The organism is Arenimonas sp., assembly GCF_035721105.1.
Taxonomy (GTDB): Bacteria; Pseudomonadota; Gammaproteobacteria; order Xanthomonadales; family Xanthomonadaceae; genus Arenimonas.
On sequence record NZ_DASTNG010000040.1, the window covers coordinates 53521 to 71193 of the forward strand.

Here is a 17673-nt window from a genome sequence, read left to right on the forward strand (position 1 = left end):
ACGGATCAGTCGCCGGCCGGCGGCGGGGCGCAGCGGCAGGCCCCGTCGTCGAACACGACCTGCCAGCGGCCCGTGTCGTCGCGGCGCCAGGTCGAGCGGAATTCGAGCACCGGCTGGCCATCGGGGCCGGTGACCGGTCCCTTGGTCTGCCCCAGGCGGCCACTGTCCAGCACCACCACCGTTTCCGGCGCCCAGGCGAACGGCGCCTGTTCGCCTTCGAAGTAGCCCGCCCACGCGGCGAGGATCGCCGTCTTGCCCCGCAGCGGCTGGCGGCCATTGACGAACACGGCGTCCTCGGCGATGAAGCCCCCGAAGGCCTGCAGGTCCCGGTCGGCCATCGACTTCGCGAAGGCGGTCTCGGCGTCCCGCAGCTGCTGCTCCAGCGCGGCCACGTCCACCGGGCCGGGTGCGGCGGCGGCCGCGGCGAAGGACATCGTCATCAACATCAGTGCGGCGAGGGCGCGGGAAGGCTTGGTCATTGTCTGGTCCATGGCGGGCCCCTCCGGGGCCGGGGCGGTCGGGCGAACAACGTCGCGGCGACGCTAGCACGGCGCCGGGCGGCGCCAGACGTGCCGGAGGGCAGCCCGTCGGCCGGGCCACGTGCTAGCGTCGGCCGAATCCAAGCCACCGGCTGCCCGGCATGACGCCCGTCGAAAACGACCGTCCCTTCGTGGTGCCCTGCGCGACGCTGGCGCGCGGCGCGCCCCTGCGCTGGCTGGTCTTGGGCTGGCGGGATTTCCGGCGCGCGCCCGGCCTGAGCCTGTTGTTCGGCGGGGTCGTGCTGGTCGTCAGCCTGGGCGTGTCGGCGCTGGCCTGGTCGCTGGGGCGGTTCGCGCTGCTGGCGACGCTGCTGTCGGGCTTCGTGTTCGTGGCGCCGCTGATCGCGGTCGGGCTGTACTGCGTCAGCCGGGCGCTGGAGGCCGGGCGCCGGCCGACGCTGCGCGAAAGCTTCGTGCTGGCGCGCCGGGTGGCGGGCCAGGCCGGCGTGTTCGCGCTGGTGCAGCTGGTGATCCTGTTGCTGTGGTCGCGCGCCGGCATGATGGTCAACGCCTTCGTGCCGATCGAGGATGGCAGTACGCGCGCGCTGCTCGAGTTCCTGCTGATCGGCTCGCTGGCCGGCTCGGTGTTCGCGGCGCTGACCTTCGCCATCGCTGCGTTCTCGCTGCCGATGATCGCCGACCGCGACGTGGACATGGTCACCGCCGGCATCTCGAGCGTGAACGCCGTGCTGCGCAACAAGGGCGTCTGCCTGCTGTGGGCGGTGATCATCGCCGCGCTGACCGCGGTGGGCTTCCTCACCGCCTACCTGGGGCTGGTGGTGGTCATGCCCTGGCTGGCCTACGCGGCCTGGCACGGCTACCGCGAGACGCTGGACGCGGGCGAGTGGCCCCGCCTGGACTGACCCGCGGGGGGCGCCGGCACCGGCGCGCCGGTCACTCGCGCAGCCAGCGCCGCATGTGCGGGTAGGGCGCTTCGCCGCGCTGTCGCGCCTGCTCGCCGGTGCTGGCCATGCCGGCCTGCACCAGCCCGTGTGCCCCGGGGTAGACGCCCAAGGCGTAGGTCCGCACCAGGTCCGCGGACCGGCCGTGGTAGCCGCCCGCGTGGAACAGCACGGCCGGATCCAGCCCCAGCGCGACGGTGGCGGCGTAGGCCCAGGCCGTTGCCTCCATTTCGCCGGCATGCGGCACCTCGTCGTGCCCGGCCAGGGCGTCCGACATCGCCGCGCGGTGGCTCGGCGGCAGCACCGCCAGGTGTCCGGCTTCGTGCAGCAGGTCGCCGGGCCAGCGCAGGTGCGCGCGGTCGACCACCAGCCCGCCGGCGTCGACGCGCACGCCCGGCAGGAAGGCGTCGCCGCCGGCGTCGCCGTCGCGCACCGGCAGGCCGATCGAACGCAGGAAATCGAGGATGCGGTCGGTGACGTCCCCGGGCCGCGGCGGCGCGCTGGGGTTCATGGGCCGTCGACCACCCGGAACAGCCGCTGGATGTAGGTGTTGCGCAGCGCCAGCAGCTCGCCCTGGCGCGCGCGCAGGGCGTCGGCCAGCGCCGGATCGAGGTCGGCATAAGGATCGGGCAAGGCCGCCATCACCGCGCCGGCCTGGCGGCGGGCCTCGGCGGCGGTGGCGGCGTCCATGCCGCGGGTGTCGGGGTCGCCGTACTCCGCTTCCAGCGCCGTCCGGGTCTCGATCGCCCCCAGGTGCTCGTAGAGCGCGTCGCGCAGGCGGCGGTAGTCGTGCACCGCGAGGCCGGCGGCTTCGGCGCCGACGGCGTCCAGGCGCTCGGCCTCGATTCCGGCCAGCGCCACCAGCCGGGCGGCGTCATCCCGGGCGTCCTGCAGGCGCGACAGCGTTTGCTCGAGTCGGGCGTTCTCGGCGGCGATGCCCTGCGCCAGCGGATCCAGGTGCGCGGCCGCGAGTCCGGCCACCGGTGCCAGCGGACTGTCCCCGGCCATCGATTCGCCGGCGTCGTCGGCGGCGATCGCCGCCACCTCCGCGGCGGTCGCCGGGGCCCCGGGTGGCGGGCCGCCGCAGCCTCCCAAGGCCAGCAGGCTGGCGAGCAACCACGGGTTCGAACGGGGCATGGGCGGGATCCGGCGGGCAGGGCGTGGGCCAGCAGGATGTCCCCGACGCAGGCGGAACGTCCAGCCCTTGGCCGACCCGGTCCGCGTGCGCGGGGGCTCAGTCCCGGGCGGCCGCCGCGCGCAGCTGCGCGGCCTGGCCCTGGCCCAGGTAGGCGGTGATGCCCCGGCGCACCAGGTAGAGCAGGGGGATCAGGGCGATCGCCGCGGCCATCTTGTAGGCGTAGTTCAGGCTGCCCACCGCCAGGAACAGGCTGGTCGGCCACTGCTGCGGCCCGAGCACGAAGGCGATGTACAGCACGATGAAGCTGTCGACCAGCTGCGACACCGCGGTCGAACCGGTGGCGCGCAGCCACACCATGCGCTCGCCGGTGAGGCGGCGGATGCGCTGGAAGACGCTGACGTCGATCAGCTGGCCCAGCAGGAACGCGACCAGGGATCCGCCGATGGTCCAGAGCCCTTGCCCGAACACGGCGGCGAACGCCTTCTGGTAGTCCGGCACGCCCTGCTCGGCGGCCACGCCGACCCACCACGACGCCGGCGCCAGCGCGATGGCCGCGTAGGCGAACAGGAAGCCGTAGACGATCAGCACCACCGCCAGCCAGCTGATGAAGCGCACGCCGCGCTTGCCGTAGAACTCGTTGATGACGTCGGTCATCACGAACACGATCGGCCACAGCAGGGTGCCGGCGGTGAAGTTGAGCGAACCGGTCTGGCCGAACAGGTTCCACTCGAACGGCGCCAGGCCCAGGGTGTCCTCCAGCGCGAAGATCTTCACGCCGATGAACTCGGCCAGCAGCGCGTTGCTGACGAAGAACGCCGCCAGCACCAGGAACATGCGGTTGGCGCGCTCCTGGCCGGTCACGCCTGCTCACCCGCGCGCTGGAAGGGAATGGTGTCGGGGCTGACCGCGCCGCCGGAGATGATGAAGGCCATCGCCTCGTCCACGGTCCAGTCGGTGGGCGTCAGCCGGTCCACCGGCACGATCTCGAGGTAGCCGGACGTGGGGTTGGGCGTGGTGGGCACGTACACCGCGGCCAGTTCGCGGCCGGTGCCGTGTTCGCGCACGACGCGGGTGACGAAGCCCACGCACTTCATCTCGCGGTGCGGGAAGTCGATCAGCACCACGCGCTGGGTGCCGTCGGGCTTGGTCTGCAGCAGGTCGAGCAGCTTGCGCGCGCTGCCGTACACGGTCTTCATCAGCGGGATGCGGGCAATCATGCCTTCGAACCAGGCCAGCAGCCGCTGCCCGACCACGCGCCGCGCCAGCGCGCCCACCGCGATGATCACCAGCACCGTGCCGATGACGGCGAACGTGGCCTGCGCCCAGGGATCGTCCATCCAGCCCAGCCAGGCCGGGTGCGCCGCCGCCAGCCGCACCGACAGCGGGCCGACCCAGGGCTGGCTGATGTCGGAGAGCAGCGCAAGCACGAACTTGAAGACGATCCAGACCAGCCAGATCGGCAGCAGGGTCAGCAGGCCGGTGAAGAAATAGGCGCGGAGTCGTCGCATGCCCGGATTGTAGGGCAATCGGTGCTCGACGAATCAGCGTGCGGCCAGTTCCTCGGCGGTGACTTCACGCACCAGGCGGAAGCCGACGTCGTCGAAGCCGGTGTCGGCATCGAAATCGTTGGTGCCCTGCGGGTTGGCGCGCGCGGCCGGATCGCGCCAGCCGACGCCGCCGACCAGACGGCGGGCGCAGCCGCGGTCGCAGTCCGACAGCCATTCGCGCGCGTTGCCGCGCATGCCGGTGAGGCCCAGGTGGCTGGCGGGTCCCTGGCTGGCGGCGACGGTGCCTTCGTTGCCGCAGGCGATGCGGCCGTCGCGGCAGGCGTTGCCGGTGCCGCGGTAGCTGGCCAGCGGGACCCATTCGGCGCGGGTCGGCAGGCGGTATTCATGGCCGGTGCGGCGACCCAGCCACTGCGCATAGGCGCGGGCATCGTCGAAGCTGACGCAGACCACCGGGTGGGTGCCGGCCTGGCCGAAGCCTGGATCGTCCCAGCTGCGGCGCTTGAGTGAAATCGGCGCCAGGCGGTTGCGGCACCGCGCCTCGGCACGACCGCTGGCGGCGTCGAAGGCGGCGTATTCGCCGCGCGTGACTTCGGTGCGCATCGCGGCCAGGCCGGGGCGGCCGTCGCGCGGCAGCGACACCAGCACCATCGCCACGCCGTTGTCGTCGATCGGGTCGCCGGCCTTGGGCAGCTGCACCGCCTGCGACCAGGCCGGCTCCAGCGCCGCCGGGTCGATGGCCAGCGAGCCGGCCAGCGACTTGGTGCGGGCCACGGCGTCGGCGTCCACCTGCTCCAGCCCGGCCTGCAGGCGGGCAAGCAGCGCCGGCACCAGGGCCTCGCGCATGCGGGTCCAGGGTGCCCCCTCGGCGCGCGCCATGTCCTCGACGAACGGAGCCACGCGTGCGTGGTCGTCCAGCGCGTCCTGGTCCTGGCCGGACTCGACCGCGGTGACGATGCGGCCGGCGTAGAACGCCACCACTTCGTCCGCCAGCCGGGCGATGGCCGGCTCGCGCGGCGCCAGGTCGCGGGCGGCGCGCAGCGACTCCATGGCGTTGTCGCCGGGCGGCAGGCTCAGGCGCTGGCGATCGATCTGGCGCCGTGCGGCGGCGAGCTCGCGGGCACCGGGCCGGGTGGGGTCGTAGTCGAGCGGGTGGACGGTGACTTCGGCGCTGACCTGCGCGAACGGTGCGGCCGGTGCCGCCGCCGCGTCGGCCGGCGTCGCCGCCTCGGCCGGCGCGGGTGCGGCGACGGCATCCTGCGGCGGCGCCTCGTCGGGCGCGGGCGTTGTCGCCGGGGCCACGACGGCCGGGGCGTCCTGCACGGTGAAGAAATCGGATTCCGGCGCCGCGGCCGGCGGGTCGCGCAGGAACCAGGCCAGCGCCACGGCCACCACCGCCACGCCGGCGATCGCCGCCAGCGCCGGCTTCCAGTAGGGCGCCACGGCGCCCCGCAGCTTGGCCAGGTCGACGGCGGGTTCCGGCGGCTTGCCGTTGGCGATCTGGTTGAGCGCGCTCAGCATCTGCTGCGCGTTGCGGTAGCGATTGTCGGGCGACTTCGCCATCGCCCGGTCCAGGAAGGGCTGCCAGTGCTTTTTCTCGGGCGGCAGCCGCGGCACCGGGTCCTGGGCATGCATCAGCGCCAGCGCCAGCGGGTCGGCGGCCTGGTAGGGCAGGCGGCCCATCAGCAGTTCGTAGGCCAGCACGCCCACGCTGTAGAGGTCGGCGCGGCCGTCCACGACTTCGCCGCGGGCCTGCTCTGGCGCCATGTAGCCGCCGCTGCCGACCGCCAGGCCGGCGGTGGTGATGCGGGTCTGGTCTCGCTTGCTCAGCGCGATGCCGAAGTCGGTGAGCAGCGGCCGGTCGGCGTTGTCGAACAGGACGTTCTCGGCCTTGACGTCGCGGTGGACGATGCCGCGCGCATGCGCGTATTCCAGCGCGGAGAGCAGCGAGCGCAGCACTTCGATCGCGCGGTCTTCGTCGTGGGTGAAGTCGCGCTGGCCCAGGTGGCCCTTGGCCAGGTAGGGCAGCACGTAATACAGCAGGCCCTGGCGGGTGCGTCCGACCTCGTGGATGCCGACGATGCAGGGGTGCTCGAGCTTGGCGATGGTGCGCGCCTCGTGCTCGAAGCGCTGCTTGGAGATTTCGTCGGTGAGCGCGGCCGGCGACATCACCTTGATGGCGACCTGGCGGTCCAGCGATTCCTGCACGCTCAGGTACACCTGCGACATGCCGCCCTTGCCGATCCGGCGCAGCACGCGATAGCCGGGGATCTCGGGCATGTAGCTCGAGAGCAGCGCGGTCAGTTCATCAGGCGAGAGTTCTTCTTCCTGCTGCATGTCGCGGTCGGGGGCGGGGCGGGGGGCCGGGAGGGCCAGCATACGGCGTCCGGCCGTTCAGGCAAGCCATTTGTGAAAGTGTGAACTGGCTCACGTTCCCGGGGTGGCGGCGGCGCCGGCGTCCCGCTTCCGCCGCACGTAGACCTGCTTGCGGACCTTGGCCACCACGTCGCCGCTGGCATCCCTGACGTCCATCTCGAACCAGCGCAGCACCTTCTCGCCCCCGGACGCGGCGGCCCGGATCTCGTCGAGCACCGATTCGTCCAGGTCGAACTCGACCGACACCGTGCCCCGGCCGGGCTTGGTGAAGCGGATGTCGGCGGCCTGGTCCCAGACCAAGTAGTCGCGGCCGAGCCGGCGCAGCACCATGATCATCCAGAACGGATCGGTCATCGCGAACAGGCTGCCGCCAAAGTGGGTGCCGACGTAGTTGCGGTTGTACCAGCGCTGGCGCAGTTCGACCCGGGCGTGCCGGAAGTCGTCGTCCAGGCGCGTGATGTGGATGCCGGCGAACAGGAACGGCGGCCAGAAGTTCATGTAGCGGCGGAGCGAGCTCGCTTTCATGCCGGCGCGCTCAGAACAGCACCGAGGCCATCTTGCGACGGTACTGGCCGACCAGGTCCTCGTCCTCGACCACGCGGAAGGCGTCGATCAGCGCCTTGCGCGGCAGGCCGTCCTCGAAGCCGCGGTCGCGGCGCAGCATCTCCAGGAACTGCTCCATGCCGGCGGCGGCGTCGCCGTCGACCAGGTGGCGCGCGCCCAGCAGGTGGCGGGCGCGCAGGTCGGCGGGATTGGCGGCGATCGCGGCTTCCAGCACGGCGGCCGGCGGCGCGTCCTTGAGCAGGGCGGCGAAGCCCAGGCGCGCGCGTCCGCGCAGCGCGCGGTCGTCCTGCGCCAGGTTGGCGGGCAGGGCGTCGATCAGCTGTTCGGCCTCGGCCACGGCGCCGGTGCGCAGCAGGGCCAGGGCCAGGTCGAGCCGGTGCTCGTCCTTGTCCGGCTCGGCCAGCACCAGCGCGCGCAGGCGCACCACCTCGGCGTGCGGGTCGGCCGGCGCCTCGGCTTCGGGCGCCGCCTCCTCCACCGCGGCCCGGGCCTCGACGCCGTGGTGCTTGAGGAATTCGCGCAGCTGGCCCTCGGGAAGCGCGCCCGGGAAGCCATCGACGATCTGGCCGTCCTTGACCAGCATCACCGTCGGCACCGACTTGATCTGGAAGTAGCCGGCGAGCTGCTGCTCCTTGTCGACGTCGACCTTGGCCAGCAGGAAGCCGCCGTTGAACTCGGTGGCCAGCTTCTCCAGCACCGGGCCCAGGGTCTTGCAGGGCCCGCACCAGGTCGCCCAGAAGTCGAGCAGCACCGGCACTTCCTTGGATTTAAGCAGCACGTCCTGTTCGAAGGTCGGCAGGCCGGCGTCGAAAACGTGGGGATTGGCGGGGGTCATCGCGGGTCCGTCCGGGTGGGGTGACATCCCCAGATGGTACCGGCAGGGCGCCGGCGCAAGCCCGGTGCCGGCTCAGCCCGGCTCGCTGCGCCGGAACCAGGCCAGGCCGGCCAGGGTCGCGGCCACGCCGCCGGCCAGGCTGTAGGCCAGCACCCGTGGCGCCACGCTGGCGTCGTCGGCCAGCACCTGCAGCGGCAGCGACCACGGATACCAGGGCCCGAAGCGGGCGGACTGGCCGACCAGGAAGCCCATCACGGTCGCGCCCATGCCGATGCCGACGGCCACCGCGAAGCTGCGCCAGCGGATGGCGATCCAGGTGTGCAGCGCCGCCAGCAGCACGGTCGCGCCGAAGATCGCGGCCAGGGTGGCGCCCAGCGTGGTCCAGGGCGGCGCCCCGGCGAGGCCGAAGCCGGGCTTGGCCAGCATCAGCACCGCGCCGCCCAGCGGCACCAGCGCGAACATCGCCAGCTGCGACAGGCCCAGCATGGCCAGCAGCGCGATCAGTTTCGCCAGGTAGTGCACGTGCCGCGGCGGTGCCAGCGCCAGCAGGTGCTTCCATTGCTGGCCCTGGTGCTCCAGGCCCGCCAGCAGCGCCGCCTGCAGCGTCACCAGCAGCGGCAGCATCAGGAAGGCCCACAGCACCAGCGTCGCCTGCATGAAGGCCTGCCAGGCCTTGGCGCCGTCGGCCGGGTCCAGGCGCGCGGGGAAGGTGGAGAAGATGATCTGCAGGACGTAGACGCCGACCACCAGCGCCGGCGCCACCAGGCACATCCAGAGCGCCAGCGTGCCGCGCAGCTTCAGCTGTTCGGCCCACAGGGCCCCCGCCAGCGCGCTCATGCCACCTGCTCCCGGCGCGGATCCGGTCCGGTGAGTTCGAAGAACAGGCGCTCCAGCGTCACCGGTTCGATGGCCAGGTGGGTGACGGCGACGCCCGCGGCCACCAGCCGGCGGTTGATCTCCGCCACCGGCAGGCGCGGCCACAAACGCAGGGCGTGGCCCTCGGCCAGCGCCGGGTCTTCGCCGGCATCGACCAGCACCCGCACGGCGCGCGACGGGTCGTCGCAGCGAAGCAGCAGGGCGTGGCGGGCGCGCTCGCGCAGCGCCGCCAGCGTGCCCTGGAAGCGCAGGCGGCCGCCGTCGAGCACGCCGACATGGCTGGCCAGCTGGTCGATCTCGCCGAGCAGGTGGCTCGACAGGAACAGGGTCAGGCCCTCGGTGGCCACCAGCTCCCGGAGGAAGCCGCGCAGCTGCTGGGTGCCCGCGGGGTCCAGGCCGTTGCCGGGCTCGTCGAGCACCAGCAGCCGCGGCCGCGACAGCAGGGCCAGGCCGATGCCCAGGCGCTGGCGCATGCCCAGTGAATACTCGCGGACGCGGCGGCCGGCGTCGGCGGCCAGGCCGATGCGTTCTAGCACTTCGCCGACGCGGGTCGCCGGCAGCCCCAGCAGGCGGCGGGTGACTTCGAGGTTGGCGCGGCCGTCGAGGTGTGGATACAGCGACGGGTTCTCGACCAGGGCGCCCACCCGGGCCAGCACGCCGCGGCGGAGCGGATCCAGCGGCTCGCCCAGCAGCCGGATCTCGCCGGCGTCGGCGCGCAGCAGGCCCAGCAGCAGGCGGATGGTGGTGGTCTTGCCGGCCCCGTTGGGGCCCAGGAAGCCGTAGATGGCGCCCGCCGGCACCGCGAGGTCGAGCGCGTGCACGCCCTGGCCGCCGGGGAACCGGCGGCTCAGGCCTTGGGTCTGCAGTGCAAGTTCCATGGCGGCCGGGAGCAGGGGGCGGGGCGGCCAGTGTGACCGCCGCCGGCGCGGCCGCCCCGTGCCATGGGTTGCCCAACCGCGGTCATGCCGCGGCGGGGGCTTACTCCGGGCTGCGGACGATCACGCCGTCCTTCATCACGAAGTCGACCCGCTTCACCGCCTGGATGTCGGCCAGCGGGTCGCCCGGCATGGCCACCACGTCGGCGCGGAAGCCCGGCGCGATGCGGCCGATGTCGGTGACGCCCAGTACCTCGGCGGCGTTGACCGTGGCGGTCTGCAGCGCGGCCGCGGCCGGCATGCCGGCCTCGACCATGAACAGGAACTCGTCGGCGTTGTCGCCGTGCAGGCTGACGCCGGCATCGGTGCCGAAGCCAATCTTCACGCCCGCGCGCCAGGCCCGGCCGAAGGTGCCCTGGATCAGCGAGCCGATGCGCGCCGCCTTGGGCCGCACCACCTCCGGGTAGAAGCCGTCGATCTTGGCCTTCTCGGCCACGAAGCGGCCGGCGCTGATGGTGGGCACGTACCAGGTGCCGTTCTTCTTCATCAGCGCGAAGAGCTCGTCGTCCATGTAGGTGCCGTGCTCGATCGAGGTCACGCCGCCGACGATGGCGCGGCGGATGCCCTCCTTGCCGTGCGCATGGGCGGCGACGCGGTAGCCGTAGTCGTTGGCGGCCTCGACCACCGCGCGCACCTCGTCCACCGTGAACTGCGGGCCGTCGCCGCTGGTGGCGTAGCTGAGCACGCCGCCGGTGGCGGTGATCTTGATCAGGTCGGAGCCGTCCTGGTAGCGCTCGCGCACGGCCTGGCGGGCCTGGTCGGGGCTGTTGATCACGCCTTCGGCCGGACCGGGCTCGCCGATCGCCTCCTCCAGCAGGTGGTTGAGGCCATTGGTCGAGTCGGCGTGGCCGCCGGTGGTGGCGATCAGCTTGCCGGCGGCGTAGATGCGCGGACCTTCGATCAGGCCCTGGTTGATGGCGTCGCGCAGGGCCAGGGTGGTGACGCCGCCCAGGTCGCGCACCGTGGTGAAGCCGGCGTCCAGGGTCTTGCGCGCATAGCCCACCGAGCGCAGCACGGTGAACTCGGGGTTGAGCCGGAAACCTTCGGAGTAGGACTGGGCGCTGGACTGGCCGTTCAGGTGCACGTGCAGGTCGATCCAGCCCGGGCTGCAGGTGTGGCCACGCAGGTCGACCGAGCGGGCGCCCTCGACCGCGGCCAGGCCGGCGCGGACTTCGCGGACCTTGCCAGCCTCGACCACGATGGTCTGCTCGGCGCGGCTGCGGCCGCTGGCGCTGTCGAACAGCTGGCCGCAGTGCAGGGCCAGGGTTTCGGCCTGGGCGGCGGCGGGCAGGGCGAGGCAGAGGGCGAGCGGGAGCAGGGCACGGGTCGGTCGCATGGGGTTCCCCTTTGGATGGAAGCCCGATGTTACCCCCTGGCGGGCACGGCGCCGTCAAGCCCCGCCGGCGCCGCCGGGGACCGGGCGGGGCGCGCCCGCGGGCGCGCCGATTTGTTACGCTGGACGCCTGTTTTTTCCCGCCCCAAACCCATGTCCGACATCCAAGACCCCAGCGCCTACGACCCGAAGGCGGTGGAATCCGCCGCGCAGACCCATTGGCAGGCCACGGCCGCCTTCGCCGTGCGCGAGGACACCTCGCGCCCGAAGTACTACTGCCTCTCGATGCTGCCCTATCCCTCGGGGGCGCTGCACATGGGCCACGTGCGCAACTACACCATCGGCGACGTGATCAGCCGGCACCGGCGCATGAAGGGCTTCAACGTGCTCCAGCCGATGGGCTGGGACGCCTTCGGCCTGCCGGCCGAAAATGCCGCGATCAAGAACAAGACCGCGCCGGCGAAGTGGACCTACAAGAACATCGAGCACATGCGCGGCCAGCTCCAGCGCCTGGGCTTCGCCTACGACTGGACCCGCGAGTTCGCCACCTGCACCCCGGAGTACTACCGGTGGGAGCAGCTGATGTTCACCCGCCTGATGAAGAAGGGCATGGTGTTCCGCAAGAACTCGGTCGTGAACTGGGACCCGGTCGACCACACCGTGCTGGCCAACGAGCAGGTCATCGACGGCCGCGGCTGGCGCTCGGGCGCGCTGGTGGAAAAGCGCGAGATCCCGCAGTGGTTCCTCAAGATCACCGATTACGCCCAGGAGCTGCTGGACGGGCTGGACACGCTGTCGGGCTGGCCCGAGGCGGTCAAGACCATGCAGCGCAACTGGATCGGCCGCAGCGAAGGCCTGGAGATCCGTTTCGCCATCGACGGCCTGGCCGAGCCGCTGGAGGTCTTCACCACGCGCCCCGACACCCTGATGGGCGTCACCTACGTCGCGGTCGCGGCCGAACACCCGGTGGCGCTGTGGGCGGCGTCGGGCAATGCCGACGTCCGCGCCTTCATCGATGAATGCCGCCGCGGCGGCGTCACCGAGGCCGAGCTCGAGACGCAGGAGAAGAAGGGCGTCTTCACCGGCCTGCACGCCATCCACCCGGTCTCGGGCGACAAGGTGCCGGTGTGGGTCGCCAACTTCGTGCTGATGGGCTACGGCACCGGCGCGGTGATGGCGGTGCCCGGCCACGACGAACGCGACTTCGAGTTCGCGCACAAGTACGGCCTGCCGATCCGGCAGGTGATCGCGATCGAAGGCGAGACCTACGACAGCGGCACCTGGCAGGACTGGTACGCCGACAAGACCGACCCGCGCATGCACGTGGTGAACTCGGGCGCCTTCGATCGCCTCGGCTTCCAGGCCGCGTTCGATGCGTTCGCCGAAAAGCTGGCCGACGAAGGCCTCGGCCGGCGCCGGGTCAATTTCCGCCTGCGCGACTGGGGCGTGAGCCGCCAGCGCTACTGGGGCTGCCCGATCCCGGTGATCTACTGCGAGCAATGCGGTGCGCTGCCGGTGCCGGAAGACCAGCTGCCGGTCGTGCTTCCCGAGGACGTCGCCTTCACCGGCATGGCCTCGCCGATCAAGGCCGACCCGGCCTGGCGCCAGACCACCTGCCCGGGCTGCGGCGGCGCCGCCGAGCGCGAGACCGACACCTTCGACACCTTCATGGAGTCGAGCTGGTACTACGCGCGCTACACCTCGCCGGGCGCCACCGACCTGGTCGACGAGCGCGCCAACTACTGGCTGCCGGTCGACCAGTACATCGGCGGCATCGAGCACGCGATCATGCACCTGATGTATTTCCGCTTCTACCACAAGCTCATGCGCGACGCGGGCCTGGTGACGACGGACGAGCCGGCCACCAACCTGCTGTGCCAGGGCATGGTGATCGCCGACACCTTCTTCCGCGACAACGCCGACGGCTCCAAGGACTGGCACAACCCGGCCGACGTCGACGTGCAGCGCGACCCGAAGGGCCACGCCACCGGCGCGGTGCTGCGCAGCGACGGCCAGCCGGTGCGCATCGGTGGCACCGAGAAGATGTCCAAGTCCAAGAACAACGGCGTCGACCCGCAGACCATGGTCGACAAGTACGGCGCCGACACCGTGCGCCTGTTCTCGATGTTCGCGGCGCCGCCCGAGCAGAGCCTGGAGTGGAACGAGGCCGGCGTCGAGGGCATGGCGCGCTTCCTGCGCCGGCTCTGGACCCAGGTGCACCGGCACGTGGCCGAGGGCCCGGCGCCGGCGCTGGACGTGGCCGCGCTCGACAGTGCGCAAAAGGCGCTGCGCCGCCAGCTGCACGAGACCATCCAGAAGGTCGGCGACGACTACGGTCGCCGCCACACCTTCAACACCGCGATCGCCGCGGTGATGGAGCTGCTGAACGCGATCGCGAAGTTCGACGACGCCAGCGACGCCGCCCGGGCCCTGCGCCAGGAGGCCTTCGAAGCGGTGGTGCTGTTGCTCAATCCGATCACGCCGCACACGTCGCACGCACTCTGGCAGCGCCTGGGCCACGCCGAGGCCACGCTCGAGGACATTGCCTTCCCGCAGGCCGATCCGGCCGCGCTGGTGCGCGAGGCGGCCACGCTGGCGGTGCAGGTCAACGGCAAGCTGCGCGGTACCATCGAGGTATCGGTGAACGCCGGCAAGGACACGATCGAAGCCCTGGCCCTGGCCGAGCCGAACGTGCAGAAGTTCCTGGAGGGCCTGGCGGTGCGCAAGGTTATCGTGGTGCCGGGCAAGATCGTCAACATCGTCGCGGGGTGAAGCTGATGCAGCGTCTATTGGTCCTGGTCTGCCTGCTCGCGGTCGCCACCGCCTGCGGTTTCCATCCGCGCGCGACGCTGGCACTCGCCGACGACCTGGGGCCGGTGAAGGTGTCCACCAGCGATCCCTACAGCCCGCTGGGCCAGGGCCTGTCGGTGGCGCTGACGCGCGCCGGCGCCGCGCCGGCCGTCGATGGCCAGCCGGCGGCGGTGCTGCGGGTGCTGTCGGAGGCGATGGGCACGCGGCCCCTGGCGCTGGACCGGCTGGCCCAGGTGCGCGAGTACGAGAGCACCTACCGGGTGCGCTTCGAGCTGGTCGGTGCCGACGGCGCCGTGCGGGTGCCCGCCCAGGACATCGAGCTCACCCGCGAATACACCTACGACAGCGTCGCCTCCGCCGGCAGCCCGGCCGAGCAGGCGCTGATCCAGGAAGAGCTGCGCCGCGAGATGCAGGCCGCGATCCTGCGGCGCCTGGACGCGGTGCTGCGCGCCGACTGATGGAACTGCGCGCCGACCGCCTGGAGCGCCAGCTCGCCGGCGAACCGCTGCGCCCGGTCTATCTGGTGGCCGGGGGCGAACCGCTGCTGGTGCAGGAAGCCGCCGACGCCATCCGCGCCCGTGCCCGCGAAGAGGGCTATACCGAGCGCGAGGTCTACGACGCCGAGGGTGGCTTCGACTGGAACACGCTGACGCGGGGCATGGCCTCGCTGAGCCTGTTCGCCAGCCGCCGCGTGTTCGACCTGCGCCTGCCGACCGGCAAGCCGGGCAAGGACGGCAGCGAGGCCATCCGGGAATATTGCGAATCCCCGCCGCCCGACACGGTGCTGCTGATCACGGCCCAGGACTGGAGCAAGACCCACGCCGGGAAGTGGAGCGAGGCGATCGCCCGCGCCGGCCACTTCCTGCCGGTATACCCGCTCAAGACCCACGAGCTGGGCGACTGGCTGCAGCGTCGCCTGCGCAGCCGCGGCCTGGTCGCCACGCCGGATGCCGTGCAGCGCCTCGCCGACCGGGTCGAAGGCAACCTGCTGGCGGCGGCCCAGGAAGTGGACAAGCTGGCGCTGCTGGTCGGCGGCACGCGCGGTCCCACCGCCCAGGCCATCGACCTGGCGCAGATGGAGCAGCTGGTCGCGGATTCCTCGCGCTTCGATGTCTTCAAGCTGGTCGACGCGGCGCTGGCCGGCGACGCCGCCCGCGCGGTGCGGATGCTGGCGGGCCTGCGCGCCGAGGGCGACCAGGTCGCCGGGCTGATGCCGATGGTGGCCAAGGAAGTGCTGTCGCTGTGCGCGATCGCACGCGCCGCCGAGTCGGGCAACGTGATGTCGGCGATGCGCGAGGCCCGCGTCTGGGAGAGCAAGCAGGCGATGTATCGAAGGGCGATCGAGCGCCATCCGCCCTCGCGCTGGGAGGCCTTCGCGGCCGAGTGCGGCGCCATCGACCGCGCCGCCAAGGGCCGCGGCGGCGGCGATCCCTGGCTGCGGCTGGAGCGGCTGCTGGCGGCGATCGCAGACGCCCGCGCCCGCGGCCTGCTGGCGACGTGAGCCTGGCGCTGTTCTACGGCGGCACCTTCGACCCGGTCCATGCCGGCCACCTGGCGGTGGCGCGGGCGGCGCGCGGCGTCTTCGGCACCGACCTGGCCTTCGTGCCGGCGGCCGATCCGCCGCACCGCGCCGCACCCGGCGCCAGCGCCGCCCAGCGTGCGCAGATGCTGGCCCTGGCGATCGCCGGCGAGCCCGGCTTCCGGGTCGACCCGCGCGAGCTGCTGCGCAGCGGGCCGTCCTACACCGTCGGCACCCTGCGCGAACTGCGCGCCGAGCGCGGCCCCGACGCCCCGCTGGCCTGGGTGCTGGGCGCCGACGCATTCCGTGGCCTGCCGGACTGGCACGCGTGGCAAGCCCTGATGGACCTGGCCCATTTCGTGGTCGCGGTCCGCCCGGGCCACGCGCTGGACGCCCTGCCGCCGGCGCTGCAGGCGGCCTGCACCGGGCGCTGGCACGCTGACCCGGCCGACCTGGCCGCGGCCCCGGCCGGCCGACTGTACCGGCTGGACATGGCCCTGCATCCGGCCTCGGCCACCCAGATCCGGCGTGCGCTGGCCGCGGACGCGGGCCGGGAGGCCTGGCTGGATCCGGCCGTGGCGGCCTACATCGACCGGGAAGGGCTCTATCGGGGCGGTCCGGGCCCGGCGGGCGTATAATGCGGCCCGTCTTTCCGATTCGAGCGCCACGTTGACCACCCAAGCCCACGTCATCAAGACCCAGATGCCCGACCCGGCCCCGTCGCCGGAAGCCATCCTCAAGCAGGTGCACCTGGCGCTGGAGGAGATGAAGGCGAAGGATGCCGTCGAGATCGACGTGCGCGGCAAGACCAGCATCGCCGACTACCTCGTGGTGGTCTCGGGCACTTCGACCCGGCACGTGAAGTCGGTGGCCGACGAAGTGGTCCGCTTCGCCAAGAAGTGCGGCGTCATGCCGCTGGGCGTCGAAGGCGAACGCGAGGCGGAATGGGTGCTGGTCGACCTGGGCGACGTCATCGTCCACGTCATGCTGCCCCGCGTCCGCGAGTTCTACGCCCTCGAACGCCTCTGGACCGTCGGCGACCAGCCGCCCGAGGAGCCGGCGTCGCCCTGAGCCTCGCGCTGAACGGGCGCCGTATTTCGAACGCGGATCAGATCTGAAAAGGGCGGATAAAAGCGGATGATTTGGACTGAATTCCAAGGATCCGCTTTTATCCGCCCTTTTCGGCTTTTATCCGCGTTCGATGCTTTTGGTTCCGGGCCGCGATGAAGGCGCGGTTGATCGCGGTGGGGGAGCGGGCGCCGGACTGGGTGGCCAGCGGGTTTTCCGAGTACCAGAAGCGGCTGTCGCACTGGCTGCCGCTGGAACTGGTGGAAGTGGCGCCGGGGATGCGCGGCAAGGGCCGCGATGCGGTGCGGGCGATGGCCGAGGAGGGCGAGCGGGTGCTGGCGGCGGTGCCGCGCGGGGCCCATGTCGTCACGCTCGACGGCCGCGGCAAACCCTATTCCTCCGAACAGCTGGGCCAGCGCCTCGAGCACTGGCGCCAGCAGGGCCGGGACCTGGCCTTCCTGGTCGGCGGGCCCGAGGGCCACTCGCCCGAGGTGATCGCCGCCGCCGGCGAGAGCTGGTCGCTGGGGCCGCTGACGCTGCCGCACATGCTGGTGCGCCTGGTGCTGGCCGAACAGCTCTACCGCGCCGCCAGCCTGCTCGCCAACCATCCCTACCACCGCGCCTGAACTTGCCTGCCGCACGCTGAAGCGGCGCACGCGGGAACTGCCCGTGGACGGTGCCAGCGGCTATGCTTGGGCGATGCTCTACCTTGCCTCGCAATCCCCGCGCCGCCGCGACCTCCTGGCCCAGCTGGGCGTCGAATTCGGCCTGCTCGACGTCGACGTGCCGGAACAGCGCCTGCCCGGCGAACCGCCCGAGGCCTACGTCAGCCGCGTCGCCCGCGAGAAGGCCGGCGCCGGCCTGCTGGCGGTGATGGCCACCCCGGGCGCGGTGGTGCTCGGCGCCGACACCGAAGTGGTGCTGGGCGACCGCGTGTTCGGCAAACCCGCCGACGCCGCGGACGCCGCGCGCATGCTGCGCGACCTGTCGGGCCGCCCCCATCGCGTCATCTCCAGCGTGTGGCTGGTGAGCGCCGGCCGCGAGGCGCATGCCAGCAGCGTGTCGGAGGTGCGGGTGGAAGCGCTGGACGACGCCATGGTCGCCGCCTACGTCGCCACCGGCGAATGCTTCGGCAAGGCCGGCGCCTACGCCATCCAGGGCCGTTTCGGCGCCCACGTCGCCCACCTCGCCGGCAGCTACACCGGCGTGATGGGCCTGCCCCTGCACGAGACCGCGCGCCTGCTGCGCGGTTTCGGCGCCATTGCCTGAGAG

The 17673-nt window shown here is 72.2% G+C and carries 19 protein-coding genes; 8 read left to right on the top strand and 11 right to left on the bottom strand.

The window, feature by feature from the left end:
- Positions 1-5 precede the first annotated feature (5 nt).
- Positions 6-479, bottom strand: coding sequence for a nuclear transport factor 2 family protein (locus VFQ84_RS05640; protein WP_325130083.1), 474 nt, complete (start codon positions 477-479; stop codon positions 6-8).
- Positions 480-640: 161 nt separating this feature from the next.
- Here VFQ84_RS05640 and VFQ84_RS05645 point away from each other — a divergent pair, with 161 nt between their 5' ends.
- Positions 641-1402, top strand: a complete 762-nt coding sequence (locus VFQ84_RS05645) for a DUF2189 domain-containing protein (RefSeq protein WP_325130085.1) — start codon at positions 641-643, stop codon at positions 1400-1402.
- Between the two features lie 31 nt (positions 1403-1433).
- Here VFQ84_RS05645 and VFQ84_RS05650 read toward each other — a convergent pair whose 3' ends face one another.
- The 10 genes from VFQ84_RS05650 to VFQ84_RS05695 form a co-directional block, all read right to left on the bottom strand.
- A complete protein-coding gene (locus tag VFQ84_RS05650; RefSeq protein ID WP_325130087.1) occupies positions 1434-1952 on the bottom strand; it encodes a hypothetical protein in 519 nt (172 codons plus the stop codon).
- Positions 1949-2578, bottom strand: coding sequence for a hypothetical protein (locus VFQ84_RS05655; RefSeq protein ID WP_325130089.1), 630 nt, complete (start codon positions 2576-2578; stop codon positions 1949-1951). Before VFQ84_RS05655 ends, VFQ84_RS05650 begins: the two co-directional genes overlap by 4 nt.
- A gap of 97 nt (positions 2579-2675) precedes the next feature.
- Complete coding sequence (locus tag VFQ84_RS05660) at positions 2676-3413, bottom strand: queuosine precursor transporter (protein WP_325130149.1); 738 nt, start codon at positions 3411-3413, stop codon at positions 2676-2678.
- 23 nt (positions 3414-3436) lie between these two features.
- A complete protein-coding gene (locus VFQ84_RS05665; RefSeq protein ID WP_325130091.1) occupies positions 3437-4087 on the bottom strand; it encodes a DUF502 domain-containing protein in 651 nt (216 codons plus the stop codon).
- Positions 4088-4120: 33 nt separating this feature from the next.
- On the bottom strand, positions 4121-6421 hold the full coding sequence (locus VFQ84_RS05670; RefSeq protein WP_325130094.1) for a bifunctional serine/threonine-protein kinase/formylglycine-generating enzyme family protein: 2301 nt from the start codon (positions 6419-6421) through the stop codon (positions 4121-4123).
- A 90-nt stretch (positions 6422-6511) separates the two neighbouring features.
- The gene (locus tag VFQ84_RS05675; protein ID WP_325130096.1) at positions 6512-6985 is read right to left on the bottom strand and encodes a DUF4442 domain-containing protein; all 474 of its coding nucleotides are present in this window, start codon (positions 6983-6985) and stop codon (positions 6512-6514) included.
- Positions 6986-6995: 10 nt separating this feature from the next.
- Positions 6996-7859 carry a thioredoxin gene (trxA, locus tag VFQ84_RS05680; RefSeq protein WP_325130097.1) on the bottom strand — a complete coding sequence of 288 codons (864 nt, stop codon included), beginning with the start codon at positions 7857-7859 and terminating at the stop codon, positions 6996-6998.
- A gap of 72 nt (positions 7860-7931) precedes the next feature.
- Entirely contained in the window at positions 7932-8696 is a 765-nt protein-coding gene (locus VFQ84_RS05685; protein ID WP_325130099.1) for an ABC transporter permease, read from the bottom strand.
- A complete protein-coding gene (locus VFQ84_RS05690) occupies positions 8693-9613 on the bottom strand; it encodes an ABC transporter ATP-binding protein (RefSeq protein ID WP_325130101.1) in 921 nt (306 codons plus the stop codon). Before VFQ84_RS05690 ends, VFQ84_RS05685 begins: the two co-directional genes overlap by 4 nt.
- Before the next feature lie 100 nt (positions 9614-9713).
- The gene (locus VFQ84_RS05695) at positions 9714-11006 is read right to left on the bottom strand and encodes an amidohydrolase family protein (RefSeq protein ID WP_325130104.1); all 1293 of its coding nucleotides are present in this window, start codon (positions 11004-11006) and stop codon (positions 9714-9716) included.
- Between the two features lie 150 nt (positions 11007-11156).
- Between VFQ84_RS05695 and leuS the strand changes: the two genes are divergently transcribed.
- From leuS to VFQ84_RS05730, 7 genes are all read left to right on the top strand, one after another.
- Positions 11157-13775, top strand: a complete 2619-nt coding sequence (leuS, locus tag VFQ84_RS05700) for a leucine--tRNA ligase (RefSeq protein ID WP_325130106.1) — start codon at positions 11157-11159, stop codon at positions 13773-13775.
- Positions 13776-13780: 5 nt separating this feature from the next.
- Positions 13781-14272, top strand: coding sequence for an LPS assembly lipoprotein LptE (gene lptE / locus VFQ84_RS05705; RefSeq protein WP_325130108.1), 492 nt, complete (start codon positions 13781-13783; stop codon positions 14270-14272).
- Positions 14272-15315, top strand: coding sequence for a DNA polymerase III subunit delta (gene holA / locus VFQ84_RS05710; protein ID WP_325130110.1), 1044 nt, complete (start codon positions 14272-14274; stop codon positions 15313-15315). The genes lptE and holA overlap by 1 nt, the downstream gene beginning before the upstream one ends.
- On the top strand, positions 15246-15971 hold the full coding sequence (gene nadD / locus VFQ84_RS05715; protein ID WP_414637003.1) for a nicotinate-nucleotide adenylyltransferase: 726 nt from the start codon (positions 15246-15248) through the stop codon (positions 15969-15971). Before holA ends, nadD begins: the two co-directional genes overlap by 70 nt.
- A gap of 31 nt (positions 15972-16002) precedes the next feature.
- The gene (gene rsfS, locus VFQ84_RS05720; RefSeq protein WP_325130113.1) at positions 16003-16404 is read left to right on the top strand and encodes a ribosome silencing factor; all 402 of its coding nucleotides are present in this window, start codon (positions 16003-16005) and stop codon (positions 16402-16404) included.
- A 152-nt stretch (positions 16405-16556) separates the two neighbouring features.
- Complete coding sequence (rlmH, locus tag VFQ84_RS05725; protein WP_325130115.1) at positions 16557-17027, top strand: 23S rRNA (pseudouridine(1915)-N(3))-methyltransferase RlmH; 471 nt, start codon at positions 16557-16559, stop codon at positions 17025-17027.
- A gap of 73 nt (positions 17028-17100) precedes the next feature.
- Complete coding sequence (locus tag VFQ84_RS05730) at positions 17101-17670, top strand: Maf family protein (RefSeq protein WP_325130151.1); 570 nt, start codon at positions 17101-17103, stop codon at positions 17668-17670.
- Positions 17671-17673 lie beyond the last annotated feature (3 nt).